The sequence below is a fragment of the Pseudoalteromonas sp. NFXS53 genome (genome assembly GCF_056629255.1).
Window position 1 is genome coordinate 86473 of the sequence record NZ_JBWVBR010000014.1, and the last position, 23944, is coordinate 110416.

25 protein-coding genes are annotated in these 23944 nt (G+C 42.6%); 8 read left to right on the plus strand and 17 right to left on the minus strand.

Annotated features, from left to right (window positions below; genetic code table 11):
• Positions 1-125: 125 nt before the first annotated feature.
• The 5 genes from ribH to AC1HJP_RS15000 are packed head-to-tail and all read left to right on the plus strand — an operon-like array spanning position 126 to position 5630.
• Complete coding sequence (gene ribH, locus AC1HJP_RS14980) at positions 126-590, plus strand: 6,7-dimethyl-8-ribityllumazine synthase (RefSeq protein ID WP_058030846.1); 465 nt, start codon at positions 126-128, stop codon at positions 588-590.
• Between the two features lie 11 nt (positions 591-601).
• Entirely contained in the window at positions 602-1012 is a 411-nt protein-coding gene (gene nusB / locus AC1HJP_RS14985) for a transcription antitermination factor NusB (RefSeq protein WP_480362516.1), read from the plus strand.
• Positions 1013-1056: 44 nt separating this feature from the next.
• Entirely contained in the window at positions 1057-2019 is a 963-nt protein-coding gene (gene thiL / locus AC1HJP_RS14990; RefSeq protein ID WP_480362517.1) for a thiamine-phosphate kinase, read from the plus strand.
• 8 nt (positions 2020-2027) lie between these two features.
• The gene (locus AC1HJP_RS14995; RefSeq protein ID WP_058030843.1) at positions 2028-2513 is read left to right on the plus strand and encodes a phosphatidylglycerophosphatase A family protein; all 486 of its coding nucleotides are present in this window, start codon (positions 2028-2030) and stop codon (positions 2511-2513) included.
• A 24-nt stretch (positions 2514-2537) separates the two neighbouring features.
• Positions 2538-5630, plus strand: coding sequence for a ligand-binding sensor domain-containing diguanylate cyclase (locus AC1HJP_RS15000; protein ID WP_480362540.1), 3093 nt, complete (start codon positions 2538-2540; stop codon positions 5628-5630).
• A gap of 82 nt (positions 5631-5712) precedes the next feature.
• Here AC1HJP_RS15000 and dxs read toward each other — a convergent pair whose 3' ends face one another.
• The 3 genes from dxs to AC1HJP_RS15015 all read right to left on the minus strand — a co-directional run bounded on the left by dxs (position 5713) and on the right by AC1HJP_RS15015 (position 8817).
• Positions 5713-7572 carry a 1-deoxy-D-xylulose-5-phosphate synthase gene (dxs, locus tag AC1HJP_RS15005; protein ID WP_480362518.1) on the minus strand — a complete coding sequence of 620 codons (1860 nt, stop codon included), beginning with the start codon at positions 7570-7572 and terminating at the stop codon, positions 5713-5715.
• Between the two features lie 105 nt (positions 7573-7677).
• Positions 7678-8565, minus strand: a complete 888-nt coding sequence (ispA, locus tag AC1HJP_RS15010) for a (2E,6E)-farnesyl diphosphate synthase (protein ID WP_480362519.1) — start codon at positions 8563-8565, stop codon at positions 7678-7680.
• 9 nt (positions 8566-8574) lie between these two features.
• Positions 8575-8817: an exodeoxyribonuclease VII small subunit gene (locus AC1HJP_RS15015; protein WP_138480290.1), complete on the minus strand. Its 243-nt coding sequence runs from the start codon at positions 8815-8817 to the stop codon at positions 8575-8577.
• Between the two features lie 326 nt (positions 8818-9143).
• Between AC1HJP_RS15015 and pomA the strand changes: the two genes are divergently transcribed.
• From pomA to AC1HJP_RS15030, 3 genes are all read left to right on the plus strand, one after another.
• Positions 9144-9911, plus strand: a complete 768-nt coding sequence (gene pomA / locus AC1HJP_RS15020) for a flagellar motor protein PomA (RefSeq protein WP_058030839.1) — start codon at positions 9144-9146, stop codon at positions 9909-9911.
• Position 9912: 1 nt separating this feature from the next.
• Positions 9913-10842 (plus strand): flagellar motor protein MotB, encoded by a 930-nt coding sequence (locus tag AC1HJP_RS15025; protein ID WP_138480292.1) that lies wholly within the window; start codon positions 9913-9915, stop codon positions 10840-10842.
• Positions 10843-11055: 213 nt separating this feature from the next.
• Positions 11056-11562: a hypothetical protein gene (locus tag AC1HJP_RS15030; RefSeq protein ID WP_480362520.1), complete on the plus strand. Its 507-nt coding sequence runs from the start codon at positions 11056-11058 to the stop codon at positions 11560-11562.
• A gap of 69 nt (positions 11563-11631) precedes the next feature.
• Here the strand turns inward: AC1HJP_RS15030 and AC1HJP_RS15035 are convergent, their stop codons facing one another.
• The 14 genes from AC1HJP_RS15035 to AC1HJP_RS15100 all read right to left on the minus strand — a co-directional run bounded on the left by AC1HJP_RS15035 (position 11632) and on the right by AC1HJP_RS15100 (position 23944).
• The gene (locus AC1HJP_RS15035) at positions 11632-12495 is read right to left on the minus strand and encodes a hypothetical protein (protein WP_480362521.1); all 864 of its coding nucleotides are present in this window, start codon (positions 12493-12495) and stop codon (positions 11632-11634) included.
• A 56-nt stretch (positions 12496-12551) separates the two neighbouring features.
• A complete protein-coding gene (locus tag AC1HJP_RS15040; protein WP_480362522.1) occupies positions 12552-13757 on the minus strand; it encodes an aromatic amino acid transport family protein in 1206 nt (401 codons plus the stop codon).
• Positions 13758-13940: 183 nt separating this feature from the next.
• Positions 13941-14906, minus strand: a complete 966-nt coding sequence (lipA, locus tag AC1HJP_RS15045) for a lipoyl synthase (RefSeq protein WP_058030834.1) — start codon at positions 14904-14906, stop codon at positions 13941-13943.
• Positions 14903-15556 (minus strand): lipoyl(octanoyl) transferase LipB, encoded by a 654-nt coding sequence (gene lipB, locus AC1HJP_RS15050; RefSeq protein WP_058030833.1) that lies wholly within the window; start codon positions 15554-15556, stop codon positions 14903-14905. The genes lipA and lipB overlap by 4 nt, the downstream gene beginning before the upstream one ends.
• An 8-nt stretch (positions 15557-15564) precedes the next feature.
• Entirely contained in the window at positions 15565-15843 is a 279-nt protein-coding gene (ybeD, locus tag AC1HJP_RS15055) for a DUF493 family protein YbeD (protein ID WP_058030832.1), read from the minus strand.
• A 133-nt stretch (positions 15844-15976) separates the two neighbouring features.
• On the minus strand, positions 15977-17137 hold the full coding sequence (locus AC1HJP_RS15060) for a serine hydrolase (protein WP_390441952.1): 1161 nt from the start codon (positions 17135-17137) through the stop codon (positions 15977-15979).
• Between the two features lie 47 nt (positions 17138-17184).
• On the minus strand, positions 17185-17946 hold the full coding sequence (locus tag AC1HJP_RS15065) for a septal ring lytic transglycosylase RlpA family protein (protein WP_480362523.1): 762 nt from the start codon (positions 17944-17946) through the stop codon (positions 17185-17187).
• Positions 17943-19049, minus strand: a complete 1107-nt coding sequence (gene rodA, locus AC1HJP_RS15070) for a rod shape-determining protein RodA (RefSeq protein ID WP_480362524.1) — start codon at positions 19047-19049, stop codon at positions 17943-17945. The genes AC1HJP_RS15065 and rodA overlap by 4 nt, the downstream gene beginning before the upstream one ends.
• Positions 19049-20920: a penicillin-binding protein 2 gene (gene mrdA / locus AC1HJP_RS15075; RefSeq protein WP_480362525.1), complete on the minus strand. Its 1872-nt coding sequence runs from the start codon at positions 20918-20920 to the stop codon at positions 19049-19051. Before mrdA ends, rodA begins: the two co-directional genes overlap by 1 nt.
• A 10-nt stretch (positions 20921-20930) precedes the next feature.
• Complete coding sequence (gene rlmH, locus AC1HJP_RS15080; RefSeq protein ID WP_058030827.1) at positions 20931-21401, minus strand: 23S rRNA (pseudouridine(1915)-N(3))-methyltransferase RlmH; 471 nt, start codon at positions 21399-21401, stop codon at positions 20931-20933.
• A 2-nt stretch (positions 21402-21403) separates the two neighbouring features.
• Entirely contained in the window at positions 21404-21721 is a 318-nt protein-coding gene (gene rsfS / locus AC1HJP_RS15085; RefSeq protein WP_058031648.1) for a ribosome silencing factor, read from the minus strand.
• A 56-nt stretch (positions 21722-21777) separates the two neighbouring features.
• Entirely contained in the window at positions 21778-22407 is a 630-nt protein-coding gene (gene nadD, locus AC1HJP_RS15090; RefSeq protein WP_480362526.1) for a nicotinate-nucleotide adenylyltransferase, read from the minus strand.
• Positions 22408-22412: 5 nt separating this feature from the next.
• The gene (holA, locus tag AC1HJP_RS15095) at positions 22413-23450 is read right to left on the minus strand and encodes a DNA polymerase III subunit delta (RefSeq protein ID WP_480362527.1); all 1038 of its coding nucleotides are present in this window, start codon (positions 23448-23450) and stop codon (positions 22413-22415) included.
• Positions 23450-23944, minus strand: a complete 495-nt coding sequence (locus tag AC1HJP_RS15100) for an LPS-assembly lipoprotein LptE (protein WP_480362528.1) — start codon at positions 23942-23944, stop codon at positions 23450-23452. The genes holA and AC1HJP_RS15100 overlap by 1 nt, the downstream gene beginning before the upstream one ends.

Sequence of the window (23944 nt, forward strand, 5' to 3'; positions counted from 1 at the left end):
GGGTTTTGTTATTTGGGGTTAACCAAAACTGTGCTATTATGCGCGCCAATTTGGCAATTGCTTATTGCGTACTCGGCGCACTTTGATTGCAAAGTACGAAACATTAAGAAGATTAGGACCATCTAATGAAGATTATTGAAGGTAACAAATACGCTCCTGGCAAAAAATTTGCCATTGTTATTTCACGTTTTAATGATTTTATCGGTAGCAGCTTACTTGACGGTGCTGTTGACGAGCTAAAGCGTGTTGGTGGTGTTAAAGAAGAAGACATCACTGTGGTATATGTACCAGGTGCCGTTGAGTTACCATTAGCAGCTAAGCGTTTAGCGATGAAAAAAGAGCACGATGCAATTATTGCATTAGGCGTTATCATCCGTGGTGGTACACCACATTTCGACCTAGTTGCTAACGAGTCAAACAAAGGACTTGCAAGCGTTTCATTAGACTATGATATTCCGGTAGCATTTGGTGTATTAACCACGGAAAGCATTGAGCAAGCCATTGAACGTGCGGGCACTAAGATGGGCAACAAAGGCGGCGAAGCAGCCCTTGGTGCACTAGAAATGGTGAACGTGCTAGAGCAAATTTAAGAGGATCCTCAGTGAAACCAGCAGCAAGACGTAAAGCACGTATATTAGCGCTTCAAGCCGTATACTCTTGGCAATTAAGTGGCAATCCGATTGCCGATATTGAGCAACAAATGTTGATCGAGAATGATGTATCTAAAGTAGACGTAGAATACTTTAAAGATCTTGCTCGCGGTGTTGCAGTAAACGTAAAACAATTAGATGAGCTTGTTAAGCCGCATCTTTCTCGCCCATTTGACGACTTAGATGAAGTTGAGCGTGCAGTATTACGTTTAAGTGCATACGAACTTAAGTTCCGTGAAGATGTACCTTACAAAGTAGCAATCAATGAAGGCATTGAGCTTGCGAAAATCTTTGGTGCAGAAGACAGCCATAAGTTTGTGAACGGTGTTTTAGACAAAGCAGTTAAAGCAGTTCGCAAATAAAGGCAAACAATTTGGAGAGCCGGCTTAGGCCGGCTTTTTTATGAATGAAGGAATTTGAGTTAATCAATCGATTTTTCACCGGCCGTGGCATTACTCGACGTGATGTAGACTTAGGCATAGGTGATGATTGCGCCCTAGTTACTATCCCTGAAGGCTGTCAATTAGCGGTCACCACAGATACGCTGGTAGAAGGCGTTCATTTCTTTTCTGATATTTCTCCTAAAGCCCTAGGGCACCGAATTTTAGCGGTAAACTTAAGTGATTTAGCTGCAATGGGGGCAGAGCCTGCTTGGATATCAATAGGCTTGACGCTACCTAATGTTGACGATACTTGGCTGGAACAGTTCACCGAAGGTATGCACGATATTGCAGAGTACTATAATGTGCAACTGATCGGTGGTGACACCACACAAGGCCCATTAACGATTACCGTGTGTGCTAAAGGTATCGTACCAAAAGGCAAAGCATTGACTCGAAGTGGCGCTAAAGTGGGTGATTGGTTATATGTGACTGGTGACCTCGGAGATGCCGCTTTGGCAATCGAAGCACGTAAACAAGGGTGGGAGCTCAGCGATGAAGATCGCAGTTATGTTCAGAAAAAGTTTGATTATCCCGCACCCCAAGTTGCAGCAGGTCAGGTTTTACGTGGCTTAGCGAATTCAGCCATAGATATTTCTGACGGTTTACTGGCCGATTTAAATCATATTCTGACCCACTCAGGTGTTGGTGCGACTATCCATGCTGATAAAGTGCCGCTTTCAACTGCGCTGAAAAATTTACCAGATGAAGAAGTACGTTTAATGTTGGCAATGGCCTATGGCGATGATTATCAGTTGTTGTTTACCGTGCCTGATAGTAATAGAGTAGCAGTAGAAAAGCGCTTGGCAGAATATGGGGTGAAACCAACCTGCATTGGGCAAATTAACGCAAATGCTGGCGATGTATCGCTACTTTATAAAGATAAACCTTGGCCATTTCCCGCAACTGGCTTTGAACATTTTAGTTAGGAGTCAGTTTGGCTAAGCAGTACAAATTTGATATTCGTAAACCCCACCAATTTTTTGGTTTAGGTTTTGGTTTAGGACTTGCCCCATTTGCTCCGGGCACATTTGGCACTTTAGGTGCCTTACCACTTATTTTCATTACAGCTAGTTATCCATTATGGCTGCAGTGTGTTTTTGCAGTTGTGATCAGTGTATTTGGTATTTGGGTTTGCGGACAAACGGCAAAAGACGTCCAAGTTCATGATCATCCGGCAATTGTGTGGGATGAAGTAGCTGGCTTTTATATTACCATGATAGGCGCAGCGTTATCTTGGAAAGCGCTCCTAGTTGGCTTTTTATTATTCCGATTTTTCGATATTGCCAAACCAGGTCCAATCAGAATGTTAGACAAAAAGCTGCATGGTGGCTTTGGGATCATGGCGGATGACATTTTAGCGGGTATTTTTTCGTTGATTTGTGTACAAGCTTTGTTTAAAACTGGTTTCTTAGTAGCTTAATCAATAAAAGATTGTGAGTGTATGATCAAAAAAACCTTGCTAGTGTCTTGGCTGTTTATACTGATGAGTTTTTCAGTATCTGCTGCCATCAATGACTATATTGTGAAGCAATGGAATGTACAAAATGGCTTACCCTCACAATCAATTAAAAGTTTGGTGCAAGACCAGCAGGGCTATGTATGGCTTGGCACTCAATTTGGCCTCAGTCGGTTTGATGGCTATCAATTTCGAAATTTTACAACACAAAACACGCAATTCTTACAAACTAACGCCATTCTTAAATTACTGTTAGATAGGCATGGTAAGTTATGGATAGGCACCAAGCGGGGTCTTCATCGCTTAAACACCCACACGCTTGATGTTCAGTCATTTAATATCAAAGGACCTATCCTCGATATTGTTGAGGACAAGCAAGGTGACATCTGGGTTGCAGGTAATGGCTTATTTTACATTGGCAATGACCAACAAGCACAACGTGCATTTGATTCAGCAGAAGACAATAAAAAGTTTCCTGTTAACCGCATTAATCAGATTGTAGGCAGTGTGTCTAAAATCGCCCAAGGCACCGATGGTCTATGGTTGGTGAATGAGCGTAATCTGTTAAAAATTACCAAATCAGCCACCAATCGTAGGGACGTATTTCGTCTAGAGCTTGGGTTTAGGTTAGCGCTACCTGAACAATTAGCACAAACTATCGTGCATGATTTGGCATGGATTGAAGGGCGCTTGTATCTGGCCTCTGAACTCGGTGCTTACTTCTTAGATATAGACCAAGTGCTGAGACGTTATACCGAACTTGGCAATGGTGCTGTATATAAGTTTATGTACGACTCAGATACAGGGTTATGGGCGTCTACTTCAACTCGTTTGATGTTCAGAGAGGGGATCTCTGATTGGCGTTATGTCGAACCAATTCATGCTGATCAGTCGATTTGGTTTTCAGACATGTTTAAAGACGCAGAAGGAAACATTTGGTTAGCCAGTCTGAACGAAGGGCTTTGGTTTGCGCATACAGGTAATATTGCGCGACACATGATTGATGGTAACAGTCAGCAAGGTATAACGGCAACGACCAAAGATAACCAAGGTCGAACTTGGATGGCATCAAGAAGTGGTGTCGGTTACTTGAATAATGATGAATCATTGCAAGTGGTTATTACCCCTAAAGAGCTAAAAAACAGCACAGTATACGAGCTTGAATTTAGTGGCAATAGCTTGTTCATAGGAACTGAGCGAGGTGCCATGATTTATGAGCAAGGGGTGCTACAGCTATTACCGTTTCGAGAGTTGCGACAAACGCCAGTCTTAGCCATAACACCGTCGCAGCGTGGCGGAATATGGATAGGTACAGGTAGTGGTATGTATCGTCTTGAGTACTCGGGTTTAACACCGTTTGCTTACAATGCATTTTTAGGTAGTCAGTTTGTCACGTATATCAATGATCAGCCAAATGTCGGGTTTATAGGCACCAACAAAGGGGCCTATCAATTTAATCAAAAAGGCATTGAAAAGCTCGGTGGTCAAACGTCTCTAGAGTCTGCTTATGTTACCAGTATTTTATACATCCAAGGTGTGGCTACTTTGGTTGGCTCTTGGAATGATGGGTTATTCTATCGAACCGCGAAAGGTGATTGGTACCAATTAGATGCCTCAAATGGCTTACCACATGGTTCAATTTCCTCGCTCTATTATGATCAGCAACAGGCGCTTATTTGGGTCAGTACTCGAAAAGGTGTGTATCGTTTGCCCGCAGCGCAATTTACGCATCCGATAAACAATTTAAAAGTTGAGCAGGTTATTAGCCAGTTTGACCGCCAGCTCGATGGCAAAATAGGCCGTTGCTGTTCGGGGTTTGGTGGTGATGCAGTATTAGAAAAGCAAGGCGCGATTTGGTATCCAAGCTCTCAAGGGGCAGTTGAAATTCCCAAGAATGTTGAACTATTTGGCTCTAAAGACTTATCACCAAAACTGGAAGAGGTGATCACGCAAGAGCGAGCGATAGTCGCAAGTAAATTTGCAGAGCTACTTAAACTTGATACCAGTGAACGAGATATCACGATTAACTACACCGCCATAGACTTTTATGCGCCAGCGAGTATCGAGTTTAGATATCGTTTAACTGGCAAAGAAAACACTGAATGGCGAGAAGTATTTAACCGTCGAGAAGCGATATATACGAACTTAGAGCCGGGTGTATATAACTTTGAATTACAAGTTAAGCGTAAAGGTGAAGGTTGGCAACAAGCTCGAAGCATTACACAGCGTATTGAGATCCCTAGACGCTTTGATGAAACTGTGTACTTTAGACTGTTAATTACACTAGGGTTTGTTCTATTGTTTTACGTATTTTTTTGGATCTTTAGAGCCCAAGAGCGACGTAAGCAGCAGGCGCTTGAATCTTTAGTGGCAGAGCGTACCATGGCACTGCGTCAAGCGAACGACAAGCTTAACCAAGTGAATACTCAGATGAAACTAGTTAGCCATACAGATGAGCTCACAGGCCTTAAAAGCCGTCGTTTCTTATTCGATCAACTCCCTAAAGATGTCGAACACTACCAGCGTAACTCAAAGTCATTACAGCAACAGAATAAACGCCTGGTACTTCTTATTATCAATGTCGATAATTTTAGTAAAGTGAATGATGCCTATGGTCCGATTGGTGGTGATAGTTGTTTACAGCAACTTGCAACTTTATTGAACACCAGAACGCAAGGCTCTGATTATGTGGCTCGTTGGAGTGGTGATGAGTTCTTATTGTTGCTTCGCGACTTTAAGCGTGACGCAATTGAAACTTACATAAAAGAACTTTGCCGCGGTATTGCTGAATGTGACTTCCAATTACCGAACGGTAAGTCGATTAATATGACAGTGTCTATGGGCTGGTCATTTTACCCGCTACCTCTTCTAGGTGGGCAGGTGATAAGCTGGGAGGCCTCAGTGAATTTGGCGGATGTCGCACTTCATCAAGTTAAGCAACGTGGTGGTGATGGCGCTGCAACCATCACATTTGATGACCAGTTGGATGCGTTTGAATTTGAGCAAACAAGTAATGTTGAGTCACAATTACAAACCTTACAAGCAAATGGGCTTGCAGATGTGAAAATTTGGATGCGTTAATTAAGTGGATTGATATAACTCATCAAAAACTTGAAGCATAAAAAAAGGAGCCTTAGCTCCTTTTTTTATGCTTCAGTGCTTATTAGAGTAGCGCTTTGATCCGCTGCTCGATTGAATCAGCACATAAGCCCATTTCTGCATGCATTTCGTCTTGTGTGCCATGCTTGATAAATTCATCAGGTATACCAAATAATGACACAGGTGTGTGAATACCTTGTGCGCCAAGGAACTCCATTACAGCACTGCCAGCACCACCGGCAATGGCGTTATCTTCAAGACAAACAAAGCGATCATGGGTTTTGCTCAGCTCAACAAGTAAAGCTTCATCAAGCGGCTTAACAAATCGCATATCAACGAGAGTTGTATTTAAGTTTTCAGCGGCTTGTTTAGCATTATGAAGTAGTGTGCCGAAACTTAAGATGGCCACTTTCTCACCTTCACGGATCACATTGCCTTTACCAATCTCAAAAGCTTGCATCTGCGTTTGTACATCACTGTCACCGGCACTACCACGAGGGTAACGTACCGCTACAGGTTGGTTACACTGGTAACCTGTGTAAAGCATCTGACGGCATTCGTTGGTATCACTTGGTGCCATGATGATCATATTTGGAATACAGCGCATAAAGCTTAAGTCATATGCACCTTGGTGAGTTTCACCATCAGCGCCAACAATACCTGCACGGTCAATTGCAAACAGTACTGGTAAGTTTTGTAGCGCGACATCGTGAATAAGTTGGTCATAAGCACGTTGTAAGAAGCTTGAGTAGATAGCAACTACAGGCTTAAGGCCTTCACATGCGAAACCTGCACCTAGAGTAACAGCGTGTTGCTCAGCGATGGCAACATCAAAATATTGCTCAGGAAACTCTTTCGAGAAACGCACCATACCTGACCCTTCACGCATCGCTGGCGTAATCGCCATAAGCTTAGGATCTTGTGCTGCCATATCGCATAACCAATCACCAAATACTTTTGAAAAAGTAGGGGCGCTAGGTTTAGATTTTGGCAAGCTATGGATGCTTGGGTCGAATTTTGGTACGCCGTGGTAACCAATAGGGTCGGCTTCAGCTGGTTTGTAACCTTTACCTTTTTGCGTCTTGATGTGCAGGATCTGAGGGCCTTTCAGGTTACGCATATTTCTTAGCGTATCAACCAGCATATTGACGTCATGACCATCAATTGGACCAATGTAATTTAAACCAAGCTCTTCGAAGAAAGTGCCAGGAATAACCATGCCCTTTAGATGCTCTTCCATACGGCTGGCAAGCTCTTTCACAGTCGGTACACCAGAAAGAATTTTCTTGCTGCCTTCGCGTATATTAGTATAAAAGCTACCAGAAAGAATGCGTGCAAAGTGGTTGTTAAGTGCGCCTACATTTTCAGAGATAGACATCTCGTTATCATTTAAGATAATCAGCATGTCGGATTTAATGTCTCCGGCGTGGTTCATGGCTTCGAACGCCATACCAGCCGTGATCGCACCATCACCTATCACTGCAACGGTTTTACGGCCTTTACCTTCTTTCTGTGCAGCGATAGACATACCTAATGCAGCTGAAATCGAGGTACTTGAATGACCTACGCTGAAAGTGTCGTATTCACTTTCTTCACGATAAGGGAAAGGGTGTAACCCATCTTTTTGACGGATCGTATGCATAGCATCACGACGTCCCGTTAAGATTTTATGGGGGTAAGCTTGATGGCCCACATCCCAAATTAATCTATCTTCAGGTGTGTCATAGACGTAATGTAAAGCCACAGTCAATTCAACGGTGCCTAAACCTGAAGCCAAGTGACCACTGCTCTGCGAAACCGAATTAAGTAAGTAATCTCTTAATTCGTCGCTCAGCTTACCCAGTTGGGGCTGTGGTAATTGACGTAATTGCGCCGGTTCATCAACCAAGGCGAGTAATGGGTACTTGCTACTGTCCAGTTTCATTCTTTCAACATGTGTCCTACGCAAACCTTGTCCGATTATATACAAAGGTTTACTTAATTTTTATAAATTTTGTTCTATTCGTCATCAATACGTCATGATTGAGTATTAGTGATCACGCTCAATTATATATTTCGCAAGCTCTGCCAATACATCGGTATTATGAGGTATTGTATCAAGTGCAGACAGAGCATTTCCGACCAATAGATGTGCTTTTTGTTTTGCACCATCTAGTCCAAGCAAAGCCGGATAAGTTGACTTGTGATTATCTAAGTCTGAGCCTTGCGGCTTTCCTAATACGGCGGTATCACCTTCGATATCTAAAATATCATCTTGTACCTGAAAAGCGAGGCCAAGATTTTTACCATATATATCAAGGGCTGTAATTATTTCTGGTTTGACATTCGTAGCGCACAACGCGCCTAATTTAATTGCACAATTTAACAATGCGCCGGTTTTAAGTCGATGAATACGTTCAAGCTCTGCAAGGGTAACTGACTTTTCTGTCGCTGAAATATCAAGAGCTTGTCCGCCCACCATGCCCTGCAAGCCAGATGCAACAGCAAGGGTATTAACCATCTTGATTTGTTGCTTTGCGGGTATCGAAAATTCATGTTCACTTAAAAATTCAAACGCTAAGGTTTGTAGCGCATCGCCTGCTAAAATGGCCAATGCTTCATCATAAGCAATATGACAAGTCGGTTTACCTCGACGTAAGTCATCATCGTCCATAGCCGGTAAGTCATCATGGACTAATGAGTAGCTATGAATACATTCAATCGCAGCTGCGGCGACATCAAGGTCAGCTTCTTTGGCACCTAACAGTTTGCCTACAGTGTAAACCAAAAAGGGCCTTAATCTTTTACCGCCATTATTTATGCTGTAAAAAGTTGCTGATTTTACGGTTTCATCGGTATCTAATGGCAAAGAGAAGTAGTTACTAATGTAACTGTCTAAACGGTTTTGTGCCGTATTTATATGCTCGAATAAATTCACTGCGGGGTCTTAATCTAATTGATTTGGCATTGGTGTTACAGGTGTCTCAGGGTCATTGCCCATCAGGATTGAGACTTTTTGCTCAGCACTGCTTAACTTTTCATTAGAGGCATTGGCTAATTGAACACCACGTTCAAATTGCTTTAGAGATTGTTCTAAAGTCAGACTACCTTGTTCCATAGCCTGTACAATGCCTTCTAGTTCGGCCATTGCTTCTTCAAAACTTAGATTTTCAGGTTTTTTTGCAGCCATAGTACATCTTGCCCAGCAATTTATTTTAAAGGTAGCAATTTTAGGAGGATTAGCGACTCAGGTCAAAGCTTGTTGCTGGTAATCGTGACGAATCAGTTTGTTTTTTGCCCTATGTGGGCTTTAATCGAATTTTAACAACGTAATTGAGTTAAGATATTCAAGATGTTGCCGATAAAAGTCTTACTGAAAATTAGGCTTTTCACTGTAACATAGGCACAAGGTTTGCAAATATTCTAATTAAGCATGATATTTGTAGTAGCCACTCAAAAAATTGACTTAGAGTGTCATAATAAAAAAGTAATGATTAGTATTCTCTGGAGGGGATAGTGGATTTAGCAACCGTTATCGGAATAGTAGGTGCAATAGGTTTGGTCATCATGGCGATGTTCATGAGTAGTAATGGTGACTTGGCCATGTTTGGTGATGGCCCATCTACCGTCATTGTATTCGGTGGCTCTATTTTCATCGTACTCTCGAACTTCACCATGAGCCAGTTCTTAGGCATTGGTAAAGTTGTTGGCAAAGCCTTTATGTTCAAGATTGAATCTCCAGAAGAGCTCATTGAGAAAGCAGTTGAGTTGGCTGACTCGGCTCGTAAAGGTGGCTTTTTGGCTTTGGAAGAAGCAGAAATACCCAATGCCTTTATGCGTAAGGGCGTGGATATGCTAGTAGATGGTCATGATGCTGACGTTGTACGTGCCACTTTATTAAAAGACATTTCACTCACTACCTCTCGACACGAATTAGGCGCTAACTTATTTAAATCTTTGGCAGACATCGCCCCTGCGATGGGTATGATCGGAACGCTAATTGGTCTAGTTGCCATGTTATCAAACATGGATGACCCAAAAGCGATTGGTCCTGCAATGGCGGTAGCATTACTTACGACGTTATATGGTGCGTTCCTTGCGAACGTAGTTGCTATTCCTATTCAGGCGAAACTTGAGTTGCGTAAAGATGAAGAAGAACAAAATCAACGCCTAATCTTGGATGCAATTTTGGGTATTCAAGATGGTCAAAACCCGAAAGTAATCGAAGGTATTCTGAAGAACTACCTACCTGAGTCGAAACGCGGCAGCGACAAGGAGGAGTAGTATGTCAGACGAACAAGAATGTAAATGTCCCCCCCCCGGGCTGCCCGCTTGGATGGGAACATTTGCTGATCTAATGTCACTCTTGATGTGTTTCTTCGTTCTGCTGTTGGCTTTCTCCGAAATGGATGTTTTAAAGTTTAAACAAATTGCAGGTTCGATGAAATTTGCTTTTGGTGTGCAAAATAAAATCGAAGTAAAAGACATTCCCAAGGGGACCAGTGTAATCGCGATGGAGTTTACACCAGGTAAACCTGAGCCGACTCCCATCGAAACTATCCAACAGCAGACGGTAGAGATGACGCAACAAATGTTGGAGTTCCAAGCTGGTGATGAAGCTTCTGCAGGTGGTCGCCAAGAGCAACGCGGTAATAAGCGCGGTGGTGAATCGCAAAGTACTTCACAAGAGCAATCTATGGAGCAGGCTATTTCAGCTGCCGATCAAGAGCAGGTTAACGAGCTGGTGAAGAAAATTGCCCAGCAAATGGAAAAGCAAATTATGGATGGTGCAATAGAGCTTGAGTCTCTTGGGCAGCAGATCATTATTCGCATCCAAGAGAATGGTGCCTTTCCGTCCGGTAGTGCATTTTTACAGCCGAAATTTAAGCCAATAATTCGTGAGATTGCTGAGCTGTTAAAAGATGTGCCTGGAGAAATTACAGTGTCAGGTCATACTGATGATTTTCAGGTGACTAATGAGCTTTATTCTAATAATTGGGATTTATCTGCAACCCGTGCGGTTGCCGTGGCAAGTGAAATGGTGAAAGCCCCTGGTTTTGACAAAAATAGAATGGTTGTTGTTGGTCATGCTGATACTCGCCCGCTAGTGCCGAATGAGAATGACACAGATAGACGCCGTAATCGCCGTGTTGAAATCTCAATTCTTCAAGGTAAAGCGAAAGAATCTGATCCTATCGAATTGCGTGGTAATTAATTTTTTCATTCTTTAGTATTGTATTCTTGATAGATGGTTGGAATTCAGCTAATTTGAAGGTGAATCATCTATCAAGGAGAAAATACGATGTCTATTCTAAGTAAATACGCTTACATGCCAGGTAATAATGGCGATGGTGCTGATGATAATGATGAGCCACCAAAGTCTGAAGAAAAATCGTTAGATTAATCATTTCAAGATTAACCTTTCAATATGTCATTCGATTTAAACAGCACTTACTTTAATCAATTTTTGTTATTAGTAAGAGATCATGCAACTTTACTGACGTTTATTTCGGTTGCTCTGTTTGCATTATTAAGAGATGACAAAGCCTTTAGATATGCGGCACTGTGTGCCGCATTTTATGTGATTGGCTATTTCTCTTTCCCTTTGATCAAGCAAGTTGATGCCGATCTATATGTCATTCGTTACATTTATTGGACGTTGAGTGACATCGTTTTTATGGCTATCTTGGCTGTCTGGGCATTGAAAGACAAAGTGTATTTGTGGCAAAGCGTATTGGCACAACTCATCGTGCTTCCTGCACCTATCATGCAGTTATTTAGATTGGTAGATAGGCATTATCTTGATTTAAGTTACTCGACCTACCTTTATAAAAGTATCTTACCTTTAGTGAATATTCTTACCGTCATCCTGTGTTTTCTGCCCGTGATGTATCTATTAAAAAACCGAGTAAACCAACTGCAAGTAAAGGGATAGTGTTTCACCATTTTAAGCGCCTAGCTAACCCTCCAAACTGGTTAAGATAATTACTATCCCTAATTTAGCTTAATTTATATCAATATCAGTGATTGCAACATTAATTCCCGTATCTGAACCTGCAGAGGTTTGAGCTGCTAACTTAACAAATGTTTTATTTCCTTGGGCGTTTGGAATAACAATATCTGTCATAGCAAACTCACAGTTTTGAATTAACCTTTCTTGAGGCAAGTTGGCACTTAAACACATTATTTTTGTAATGTTATTACTGCGTATCTCTTCGCAATAGGCCGGGTTTAAACTGCTGCTTAACTGTTCATCAACCTCAATTAAAGAAAGTAAAATAGTAAAGTCAGTATCGTTGCATGCTAATGGCACGACTCTTTGATTATTTGATAAGTTGCCTTGCAAAAACCTCTGCTCATCTGAATTTTGGTACCAGACGGTCAGTGTACTTTGCAATAGGTTTGTGGACATTGAGTTGGGACTGCCTTTAGCACGCCAATCATTTAAAGATTTCACTTCAGGCAGTGCAAATGAGACGCTAAGTTCTGGTATATATTTGAATTGTTGGCCAGATTTGATTGTATTATTCTCAGCGCCTTGCCATGTATCTGTAACGTCTGCACCAAAAATATTCGCTACTTGCTCACACAGTGGTTCAGAGCCTTTGTATGATGTTTCTGCTAGGCTACTTGAGCGGTTTGTAAAGAAAGTTACCTGAGGCTTGGTTTGGAGCGTATCCCCCTCTATTTGCCAATAAGCAATGTTTGTTTCTTGCTTATTGAAATGCCTTTGCGCTGAGAAATCACTGCTACATTGTGCGCTCTCATTGACGGGAGGTGCAGTATTATCCTTTGATAGTGGTTCGCTGCCTCCGCCACCGCACGCAGTTAAAAAAGAAAAGGAAAGCAAGATTAGGGGGTATTTCATGAGACTTCCTTGAATTTGGGTTATCAGGCTTGCACGATAACCCAAACTTTTTACCGTTAACCTAGCGCAGGAATAACGCCAAACATTTGCAAGCCTTGTGCTGCTATTATGACAACCCCACAACAAGCTGCAAGGCTTAATCCAAATCGACCGCCTCTAACCTGATAGCCTTGTTCATTAGTTTGTTGTGCTCTTTGAACCCAAACCATCGCAACAGGTAAAAATATCGCTAAAACAACCAGTGCAATTGCGGCGTATCCTAGGGCGGTAATAAACCCTTGTGGGTAGAATAAAGCGAAGCCAAGCGGGGGCACAAAGGTAATTAATGCCGTCTTCAATCGGGCGCTTTTGTTATCACCTTGTTTGAAAGCATCAGCAAAGAAATCAAATAGTCCAAGGCTTACACCTAAGAAAGAAGTCGCCAATGCTAGATCTGCAAAAATCGTGATCGACGTACTGACTTGTGAGCTGTTCACTAAACTAGAGACGCTGCCAATGAATCCTTGCAGGCCTTCAGATTGTAAAAGTTGTGACTGGCTCATCATACCTTGGCTAATTAATTGCCAGAAGACATAAATAACTAAAGGGACGGAGGCACCGAAAATCATAACCTTTCTGAGAGAACGAATATCAACACCGACGTATTTTACGATTGATGGAATTGAGCCATGAAAACCAAATGAGGTGAAAATAACAGGTATGGCTGAAATAAGAAGTCCTTGCTCTAGCGGCATTTCGAGTAAGTGTTGGCCTTGAACATAAGGTGTCAGAACGAAAAATAGACTGCCCAGCACGATTACTTTAATGGCAAATAAAACACGGTTTAGTTTATCAACCGTTGAGGTACCCATGGTGACAATAGCAGCGACCAGTACAGCCACGAGTACAGAGCCGACTTGCGGGGCCACATTGACATCAAGCGCTGCATTTATTTTTGACTGTAATTGCGCGCCTCCACCTGCGATATATGCTGCACATAACGCATAAAACAAAAAGACCATTGCAAAATTAGCGATATACTGCCCACGTTTGCCCAATAATGTCTTGGCGAGCGTATTGAGTGTAGCATCTGAGCTGGCGAATTGATGAAGCTCTAGCATTAATAACGCGGTATAGGTCATTAATATCCATGTTAATAAAATCAAGATTAAAGATGCACTAAAGCCAATACCTGCAGAAGCGATAGGCAGTGCTAACATGCCCGCTCCTATGGTTGTGCCTGCGACAATTAGCATACTGCCGAGGGTTTTATTCTTTATCACATTATGCCCCTTTAAGTGTGAGAGAGCAGGCAAGATATAACGCAGAGCAAAAAATTGAAACTCCTTTGTTATAAATCAAGATACGTGTTTGTAATATATGTTTTACATTTTGATGCACAGTATTGAGATTTAGACATAAAAAAACGCGATGACACTGCATCGCGTTTTTTTGAAAAGCAGTGATTACTTCACTTCTTTACCAGCAGCTTGTTGGTCTGCATGATAACTAGAGCGAACAAACGGGCCACACGCTGCGTGGGTGAAACCAATTTCGTCAGCGTAATCTTTTAATGCATCAAACTCTGCTGGCGGCACATAGCGTTTAACCGGTAAGTGGTGCTTTGAAGGTTGTAAATATTGACCTACAGTTAGCATGTCAACATTGTGCTCACGAAGGTCACGTAATACCTCTTCGATTTCAGACATTTCTTCGCCTAAACCCACCATTAAGCCTGACTTAGTTTTAACATTCGGGTGTGCTTCTTTGAAACGGCGAAGTAGTTCTAAAGACCACTTATAATCCGCACCAGGGCGAGCCAGCTTATACAGGCGAGGCGCAGTCTCTAAATTGTGGTTGAATACGTCAGGTGGTGTTTCAGTTAAGATCTCTAATGCTTTTTCCATACGACCACGGAAATCTGGTACTAAGATTTCAATGGTGATCTCAGGATTGTGCTTACGGATCGCTTTAATACAGTCAGCAAAATGTTGTGCACCACCATCACGTAAGTCATCACGGTCTACAGACGTGATAACCACATACTTAAGCTTCATGTCTTTAATGGTTAAAGCCAGTTTTTCAGGCTCTTGTGCATCTGGTTTTAACGGGCGACCGTGCGCTACATCACAGAAAGGGCAACGACGAGTACAAATAGCACCTAATATCATGAATGTCGCTGTGCCGTGGTTAAAGCACTCAGATAGGTTAGGGCATGATGCCTCTTCACATACAGAGTGTAACCCGTGGTTTCGCATTGCTTGCTTGATGCCTTCAATACGCTCACTCGATTTCGGTAAACGGATTTTAAGCCATTCAGGTTTTCTCAGCATTTCATCGCGTTCAGTTGGCATTACCTTAACTGGGATCAATGCCATTTTCTCAGCATCGCGAAGCTTTACCCCTGGCTCCATTTTTACTGGTTTACTCATTCGTTCTCGAACCCTTCTTTGTGTTCAACATGCTCAGCGTTAAGACGTTTGAGCATATGTTTAACAAGACCTTGCGCAACTTCATCAAGTTGCGACGGGCCATTTAATTCACTTGTTTGCACCATGTTCATACCGGCATAGCCACATGGGTTTATGCGCATAAACGGGCTCATATCCATGTTTACATTTAGTGCTAGACCATGAAACGAACAGCCGCGACGAACGCGCAGGCCCAAAGATGCAATTTTACTGTCGTTAACGTAGACACCGGGTGCATCCGGTTTCGCATATGCATTAATGTCGTATTCTTTTAACATATCGACAATGCATTCTTCTAACCAAGTAACTAGCTCTCTCACGCCGATTTTAAGACGACGGAGATTAAACAGTACGTACATCATTTGCTGACCAGGACCGTGATAAGTCACTTGACCACCGCGGTCAACTTGAATAACAGGAATGTCGCCCGGAGCTAAAACATGCTCTGCTTTACCTGCTTGCCCCTGAGTAAAGACAGGCTCATGTTCAACAAACCAGATCTCATCGGGACTGTTATCGTCTCGGGTATCAGTGAAGTCTTGCATTTTTTGCCAAATAGGCTGGTAACTTTGTAAGCCTAACTGGCGAACTATCACGGTACTTTGAGTCATGGTTAGCCCTACAGTACGTAACGTACGTCTTCGATATTGCCAATTTCGGTATAGATTTGCTCAATATGCTCTTTTGAAGTGACGGTCGCGACCAGTGTCACCGACTCGTAAGTGCCTTTGCTACTCGGTTTTACTTTAGGCGCATAGTCACCTGGTGCAATTGTTTGCAACTTTGCAAGGATCTGATCAGTCAGATTTACATTTGCTAGGCCCATAATTTTAAACGTGAATGGGCAAGGGAACTCTAAGTATTCGTCAAACTTAGTATTTTTAACTGGTTGAACCATGAAGGTGTCCTCATCGCAAATGGTGTGGTGTGTTTTTATTTCACACACGCTCAATATTGGCGGGCATTCTATCATTTTTGCGGCAAAAAAAAACGCCTCACTCAGGAGGCGTTGATGACTAATAAATCAATTATTACATGATCTGTAAACGTAAATAGTCATAGATCTTGCTGAAGAAGCTACCTTCTTCAATTTCTTCCAGTGTAACTAATGGATACTGAGAGATTTCTTCGCCATCTAGCTCTAGGAATAGCGTACCTACTTTAGTGCCTTTGGCTAATGGCGCTTCTAAAGTTTTATCTAATTCAAAGTTCGCTTTCAAATTCTTGCGTTGGCCACGAGGGATGGTAATGGGTGTGTCTTCTAGAATACCTAAAGAAACCGTCTCTTTATTACCCATCCAAATACGCTGATCTGCAAAGCTATCGCCCGCTTTATATGGTGTGATTGTTTCGAAGAAACGGAAGCCATAGTTAAGTAGTTTTTTACTTTCGACTTTACGAGCACGCTCACTGTCTGTACCCATCACAACTGCAATTAAGCGCATGTCGTCTTTAGTTGCTGATGTCACTAGGCTGTAGCCAGCCTCTGATGTGTGACCTGTTTTAATGCCATCAACGTCAAGGCTTGCATCCCAAAGCAGTGAGTTACGGTTATACTGTTTAATACCATTGAAGGTAAAAGACTTTTCTTTGTAAAGCGCATACTCTTCTGGTACGTCACGAATAAGCGCGGCACCTAGCGTCGCCATATCACGAGGTGTTGTGTAATGCTCGTCTGTATCAAGGCCATGACTATTAATGAAATGCGTGTTAGCCATGCCCAGTTTTTCAGCGTGTGCATTCATGAGATCAGCAAATGCACTTTCACTGCCAGCAATGTGCTCAGCCATCGCAACACACGCATCATTACCTGATTGAATAATGATGCCATGGTTAAGGTCATCGACACTGACTTGCTTGCCAACTTCAATGAACATGACCGATGAGCCAGGGAAGTTCTTCGCCCATGCTTTTTCACTGATGGTAACCATATCAGTTGGTGAGATATTACCAGCTTCAATTTCGACACCAATTACGTAACTGGTCATCATTTTGGTTAGGCTTGCAGGTGCCAGCTTAGTATCAGCTTCGCCTTCAGCAATGACTTTGCCAGTTGTGTAATCGACCAAGAAATAACCTTTCGCATTGATCTGAGGTGCAGAAGGTAGGATCTGTGCGGAAGCTGAAAAAATGGTTGCTGAGCATACCAGCCCGCAAATTTTGGTAAGTAGTTTGGTTTTTAGTAAAGTCATTATGTTCTTTTATCGATAAAATTAAAAATTAGTCAGCTTTTTCTATTCTAAAGTCGTTGTTCACTGTAAAGCAAGAAAGCCTGGCGAAATTCACCTGCTTGTAAATTTTCTAGCAGGGATTGAGCATGAGTATCATCTTCTAGCGGCCCTAAGCGAAGTTTATGTAAACCGCCTTCTTCTGCAATGTTGGTATCAATTGCAAATTGACCTGCGAGTTTATTTGCCAAGTGCTCAATATTGGTTTTATTACTACTCGCAGCGACTTGAATATAGGTTAATCTTGGCGCAATGCGATCGAGTGTAATCGCTTCAATCTGAACCTTTGCTGTACCTTTGTTATGGTAGCCTAGCTTATAGGCCGCGGCATAAGATAAATCGATGATCCTATCATCGTGGAATGGTCCGCGATCATTGACTCTAACAATGGCCGATTTGCCATTTTCTAAATTGGTTACTTTAACAAAACTCGGAAGTGGTAGAGTTTTGTGGGCTGCAGTCATGTCATACATGTTAAAGATCTCACCATTAGAGGTGTAGTACCCGTGGAACTTCTGCCCATACCATGAAGCGGTCCCCTGCGCTTTATAACCTTTTTCATCTGACATAGGGTGATATTGCTTACCGAGCACCACATAGGAGCGTCCGGCGCTGACACTTTTTGGCTCAACTTTTACTTTCGCATCACGCATTTCATACTCAGTTGGAATGCGCATAGGTGCAGTGTCTTGGCGTGTATGATAGCGAGAGCTACACCCACTCACAAAAATGACAACAAGGGCTAGCAAGCAAGCCTTATACAACTTAGTCATGATTTAAGTAACATCCTCTTGTCTGTCGCAATTGACATAATGATGCCGAACCCAGCCATTAGCGTAACCATGGATGTACCGCCATAGCTAATAAGTGGAAGGGGGACACCTACAACCGGTAATAGACCTGATACCATGCCAATATTTACAAATACATATACAAAGAAAGTCAGTGTTAAGGCACCAGCTAATAGTTTACTAAAGGCATCTTGAGCACGAACTGCAATCAATAAGCCTCTACCTATGATAAATAAATAGACACTGAGTAATAACACCACACCCATTAAACCAAATTCTTCGCTCAATACCGAGAAGATAAAATCTGTGTGTCGCTCAGGTAAAAACTCTAACTGCGATTGCGTGCCATGCAGCCAACCTTTACCCTCGACACCGCCAGAACCTATGGCGATTTTCGATTGAATTATGTGGTAGCCCGCGCCTAAAGGGTCACTCTCTGGATCAAGTAATGTCATAACGCGCTGTTTTTGGTAAGCGCGCATACCGTAATGCCAAAAAGCGAATACAGCGGGAACCATTAATAACAGCGCACCACCAATGAGGCGCCAGCTTAACCCTGCTAGAAATAAAACGAAAATGCCAGAACTGGCAATAAGCAGTGAGGTGCCTAAATCCGGTTGTTCTTTAATTAAGAAGGTGGGCACACACAATAATATAAAACCGACAAACAAATTAATAAACTTTGGGGGCATGCGGTGTTGAGATATATACCAAGCAACCATCATAGGTACAGCCAGTTTCATGACTTCTGACGGTTGAAAGTTAGTAACGCCGAGGTTTAACCAGCGTTTTGCACCATTGATAGTAATACCAAAGAAAAACACAGCAACCAGCATAGCCAAACCCACTAAATAAAGTGGAATCACTAAGCGTTTTAGAGTAATAGGAGGAATTTGAGCAAACACCAATAATGCGATGACCGCGCCGCCCATGCGCACACCGTGTCTTAACATCATATCCATGTTTTGACCGCTGGCACTATACACAATCGCCAAGCTGCCAAACATCATACATACAAGTGCTAATAGTAAAGGCACATCTAAATGTATTTTCTGCCATAGCGTGCGTTTATGACCGAGCACCATTAATTAGCTCCTTGCTTAAGTGGGTTTGCAGTAAAGTAATAATCCATTAATTGACGTGCGATAGGGGCTGCGATTTTACTACCGCCACCTTGGTTCTCAACCACCACAGTCACAACAACACGCGGGTCATTATAGGGGGCAAAGCCTGTGTAAATAGCATTGTCTCGATGACGCTCGTCTAACTTTTCAGCATCGTATCGCTCACCTTGAGCAATACTGACAATTTGTGCTGTGCCAGTCTTGCCTGCAGGGTCATAATCCGCCCCTTTAAAAGCTTTATGCGCAGTACCAGTTACCTTAGTTACAGTGTTATGCATGGCTTCAAGGGCGACGCGCCAATGGTCATGATTTTTGAGCACAATAGGCGGGCGCTCTTCGGTATACATAGGCGTGATTTCATCAAACTGCTTTTTTACTTGTACAAGGTGCGGTTGGTAATGCTCACCTTTATTAACCATAATGGTTACAGCGTTGGCTATTTGCATTGGCGTCGCAGTCCAATAACCTTGTCCAATCCCGACTGAAATGGTGTCACCTGGCCACCAGTTTTCTTTAAAACGGTCTTTTTTCCAAGCTACGGTTGGTAAAATAGCGGTTGTCTCTTCATGAATATCAATGCCTGATAAATCACCAAAGCCAAACTTATTCATAAAATTACTGATTTTGGTAATACCAGACTTATAGGCAATCTCGTAATAAAAGGTATCACAAGACTCTTCAATGGCTTTGTAAACATCAACATGGCCATGTCCCCAGCGTTGCCAATCACGCCATCGGTGATCAACATTCGGAATTTGAAAAAAGCCCGGGTCCCACATGCGAGTTTGCTCAGTGATAATGCCTTCTTCTAAACCAAGAATAGCTAAGTGCGGTTTGACCGTGGAGGCCGGTGCATAGCGACCTTGAGTCGTTCTATTGATTAAAGGTCGATCTGGATTTAGCAAGGCACGATAATCTTTACCACTGATCCCATGTACGAATAAGTTTGGGTCGTAACTTGGGTTTGAATAAAGCGCGAGAATACCGCCGTCTTTAGGATCCATAACAACGATCGCGCCACGCATGCCTTCAAGGGCTTTTTTCGCCACTTGCTGTAAGCCTATATCTAACGTAAGAACTAAATCTTGCCCTGGTGTGGGCGCATCGACGCTTAAAGTACGGATCACTCTGCCTCGGTTATTCACTTCAACACGTTGTGAGCCAACGATGCCGTGCAGTTCTTTCTCGTAGAACTTCTCTATGCCAAGCTTACCAATGTCATGGGTTGCACGGTAATTTTTGGCTTCACCAGCAAGCTCTAAAGCAGTGAGCTCTTTTTTATTTAATTTGGCAACATAACCAAGCGCATGGGTGAGTGTTTCACCGTAGGGGTAATATCTGGCAAGGCGAGCTTCAATATTAAAGCCGGGAAATTTATGTTGATTCACTGAAAATAAGGCAACTTCATGCTCATTTAAACGCGCTTTGATAACACGGCTTTTAAAGCGCTGCTTGCGGCGAATATTTTTTAAAAAGCGTTCTTGGTCTTCTACAGAAATATTTAATAAAGCGCCAACTTCAGCAAGTTGCTTAGTGATATCATCTACTTGCTCAGGGATCACTTCTAAATTATAAACAGGGCGGTTCTCTGCCAATAACACCCCATTTCGGTCGTAGATTAAGCCTCGGTTTGGTGCGACGGGGATTACTTTAATACGATTATCATTAGAGCGTGTTTTATGGGTGTCGTGCTCTGTGACTTGAAGCTTATAGGCGTTACTGAGTAGCAAGCCTATAAGGAGAGTAACAAACACAAAACCAACAAATGCGCGACGAGCAAACAAATTTGCTTCAGCTGAATGGTCACGAATTGTTGGTCTTTTGTTTATCATCTGAGTTGTATTATTCTCTGTGGTAAGGGTGGTTGTTATTTAAGCTCCACCCGCGATACAAGCTTTCAGCGACAATAATGCGCACAAGTGGATGCGGTAATGTCAAAGCCGATAGCGACCACTTTTGCTCAGAAGCGGCAATACACTCAGGCGCAAGGCCTTCAGGGCCGCCAATTAATAAGCTGACATCTCGACCATCAAGTTGCCACTTTTGCATATGATTTGCCAACTGGTGCGTATCCCAAGGCTTACCTGTTACTTCTAGCGTCACAATTCGGTTGCCTTTTGGAATAGCGGCTAAGGTTTTTTCACCTTCCAACTGTAAAATACGCTTGATATCGGCATTCTTACCACGCTTTCCAGCTGGGATCTCAACAAGTTCTAACGCCATATCTTTTGGAAAACGACGCTGATACTCTTTAAAGCCAGTCTCAACCCAAGCAGGCATCTTTGTGCCGACAGCAACCAATTGAATTTTCAAAATTAGCCCCAGAGTTTCTCTAAGTCATATAAGTCACGAGTTTGGTCTTGCATAACGTGCACAACCACATCGCCTAAATCAACCAGTACCCACTCACCTACATCTTGTCCTTCAATGCCTAATAGGTCTTCACCAGCATGACGCGTTTCTTTAGCAACGTGTTCAGCAATAGACTGTACGTGACGTTTTGAGTTACCTGAGCAAATGACCAAATAATCCGTTACAGAGCTCACTTCTTTTACATCTAACTTAACAATGTCACGGGCTTTCATGTCGTCAACTTTGTCTAATGCAAAGTCTAATAATTGTTCAGAATTCAAATCTTGTATCTCTATGCTCAAAAAATAAGGCGCGTATAGTAGCACAGCACATTGCTTTATTCAGCATAGAGCTGATGAGTACGAATGTAATCTATGACCGAAGACGCGAGAAATTGTTCCATAGGTTTTTGATTATTTATTAGTTTTCTTATATCGCTCGATGCGGCATCAAAACTAGGACCAGTTAAAAAATGACAATGACCGGCTTTTTTCGTGAGTAACAGCTCGCTTGTCTCAACTTTAGCTTGTTCCGCGTAGTTGGCAAGCGCTGGGTTTGGTGCATAAATTTCGCCAGGGCGCTGATAAACAACGATGTGGCAAAGCTGTGTAATGGCTTGCCATTCATACCAATACGTTAAACTATTGAATGAGTCCATACCCATCAAAAAAATGATGGATGAATTAGGCTGCTCGCTTCGGTATTCCTGCAGCGTTAACAGTGAATATGAAGGCCCTTGTCGCTCAAGCTCTCTTTTATCAATAGTGAATGCTCTATTACCTTGTGTAGCTAACTGGAGCATGTTGAGACGGTGAGTGTCAGTGATCTTAGGTTGTGCTTTGTGCACAGGTATTGCGCAGGGTAAGAATCGTAATTCAGACAACCCAAGCTCAGCAACGCATTGCTCGGCCATGTTTAAATGTCCTAAGTGGACGGGGTCAAAAGTACCACCAAAAAGTGCAATCATATTGTTTAATCAGTGTGGTTGATGGGCAGACCAATTGGGATGTGATAGCAAAAACTCAGTGCACAATGCAGTAAGGCTTGATAAGGCGCAGTGAGTTCTCCGCGTTTATAGCCACTGTCTATTTGTGCCAACAACAGACCGATTTGCTCGAGCTGATGCAGAGGCAATCTATCAAGTGCTTGCTGAGTCAAAGGCTGCTGGTTTTTCCAAATATTATGCTGTTTATAGAGCGCAGTAATATTTTGACCTTGCTGTAAGCCTTGCTTAATTGATACTAAGGTTTGCTGTTGCTTATTCAGCGCCCAAACCAGCGTATTCGGCTCAGTGTTATCTTCAGCTAATTTAACCATCACTTTGGTGATTTTTTTTGCCTGACCGGCAAGCGTTGCATTAGTCAGGTCAAAAATATCAAATTTACTTTGATTAAGCAGGCCCGCTAAGATTTGCTCATCATTGACGGTTTGCGAAGGGTAAAGCAGCGCCAGTTTTTCTAGCTCTTGATGTGTTGCGAGTAAGTTACCTTCTGTGGCCAGCAAAAGTTGCTTCTTAGCGTCTTGTGTTAGAGCAACTTTTAACTGCTTGGCTTGCGAATCAAGCCAGCGCTGCAAGTGTTGACCAGTCAATTCATAACAAGGCACATATACGCCTTGCTTTTCCAAGCCTTTAAACCAAGCTCCGCGTTGGATCTCTTGGCTGGCTTTTTGACCTTTCACAATTAACACGACATCAGGATTCGGTTGAGCAGTCAGTTGTTTAAACGCATCGCTCCCGGCTGTACCGGGTTTTTGCTGGTTCAAATCAAATTCAATGAGTGTACGTGCGCTAAATAGCGACATACTATTGTATTGAGCAAGTAATTCTTGCCAATCAAAGCCTGGCAACAAACTAAATTTAATGACTTCGTCGAAGCCTTGTTGTTTTGCCGCTTGCTTTATTTGCTGCACACATTGTGCTTCTTGAAAAGGTTCTTCACCTAAAACCAAATAGAATGGGGCTAGGCCTTTTCGTAAAATATCGGGAAGTTGGTTAGCGTAACAGCGCATTAGAGTTGTGACAGCTCTCGAACAATACGTTTACTTGCCTGCTTGCGCAGCTCGTTAAGAATAATATCAAGCTCTTTGGCTTTAGCTAGTGCGTTGTCAGGGTCATCTTGATAATTACGGTAAATCTCAAACCCTTTATCTACAGGCTCAAGACCCGGACGTGTCACTCTGTATGAGACAGAATAAGCCAGTTCGTATTGCGCAACCTGACCGTTTCTAAACAAGCTTAACGTTTGGCGTGTTAGAGAGTCACGATAAAGATGTAGCTCAGGAACTTGTTTGCTTCTGTTGTCACTCATGGTGACTTGAGATGCGACGAGATCTTTGCGAAGTAATGAAAACAGCTCAGACTTGCTATCATCACCCGACAGGTGGAGCGTTTGTAATTCTTTTGGTAAATATGAGGCTTGCTTTAAATGAAAGCCACAACCAGATAACAAAACACAGGCTAGCAAAAATGCTAGCCCATGCTTAATTGAATGCGATAAACGCAT

Excerpts from the sequence above, each read along its gene's own strand:
- ribH (WP_058030846.1), top strand. The coding sequence starts at position 126 with ATGAAGATTATTGAAGGTAACAAATACGCTCCTGGCAAAAAATTTGCC.
- thiL (WP_480362517.1), top strand. The coding sequence starts at position 1,057 with ATGAAGGAATTTGAGTTAATCAATCGATTTTTCACCGGCCGTGGCATT.
- dxs (WP_480362518.1), bottom strand. The coding sequence starts at position 7,572 with ATGAAACTGGACAGTAGCAAGTACCCATTACTCGCCTTGGTTGATGAA.
- AC1HJP_RS15015 (WP_138480290.1), bottom strand. The coding sequence starts at position 8,817 with ATGGCTGCAAAAAAACCTGAAAATCTAAGTTTTGAAGAAGCAATGGCC.
- AC1HJP_RS15025 (WP_138480292.1), top strand. The coding sequence starts at position 9,913 with ATGTCAGACGAACAAGAATGTAAATGTCCCCCCCCCGGGCTGCCCGCT.
- AC1HJP_RS15030 (WP_480362520.1), top strand. The coding sequence starts at position 11,056 with ATGTCATTCGATTTAAACAGCACTTACTTTAATCAATTTTTGTTATTA.
- AC1HJP_RS15035 (WP_480362521.1), bottom strand. The coding sequence starts at position 12,495 with ATGAAATACCCCCTAATCTTGCTTTCCTTTTCTTTTTTAACTGCGTGC.
- lipA (WP_058030834.1), bottom strand. The coding sequence starts at position 14,906 with ATGAGTAAACCAGTAAAAATGGAGCCAGGGGTAAAGCTTCGCGATGCT.
- lipB (WP_058030833.1), bottom strand. The coding sequence starts at position 15,556 with ATGACTCAAAGTACCGTGATAGTTCGCCAGTTAGGCTTACAAAGTTAC.
- ybeD (WP_058030832.1), bottom strand. The coding sequence starts at position 15,843 with ATGGTTCAACCAGTTAAAAATACTAAGTTTGACGAATACTTAGAGTTC.
- AC1HJP_RS15060 (WP_390441952.1), bottom strand. The coding sequence starts at position 17,137 with ATGACTTTACTAAAAACCAAACTACTTACCAAAATTTGCGGGCTGGTA.
- AC1HJP_RS15065 (WP_480362523.1), bottom strand. The coding sequence starts at position 17,946 with ATGACTAAGTTGTATAAGGCTTGCTTGCTAGCCCTTGTTGTCATTTTT.
- rodA (WP_480362524.1), bottom strand. The coding sequence starts at position 19,049 with ATGGTGCTCGGTCATAAACGCACGCTATGGCAGAAAATACATTTAGAT.
- mrdA (WP_480362525.1), bottom strand. The coding sequence starts at position 20,920 with ATGATAAACAAAAGACCAACAATTCGTGACCATTCAGCTGAAGCAAAT.
- nadD (WP_480362526.1), bottom strand. The coding sequence starts at position 22,407 with ATGATTGCACTTTTTGGTGGTACTTTTGACCCCGTCCACTTAGGACAT.
- holA (WP_480362527.1), bottom strand. The coding sequence starts at position 23,450 with ATGCGCTGTTACGCTAACCAACTTCCCGATATTTTACGAAAAGGCCTA.
- AC1HJP_RS15100 (WP_480362528.1), bottom strand. The coding sequence starts at position 23,944 with ATGCGTTTATCGCATTCAATTAAGCATGGGCTAGCATTTTTGCTAGCC.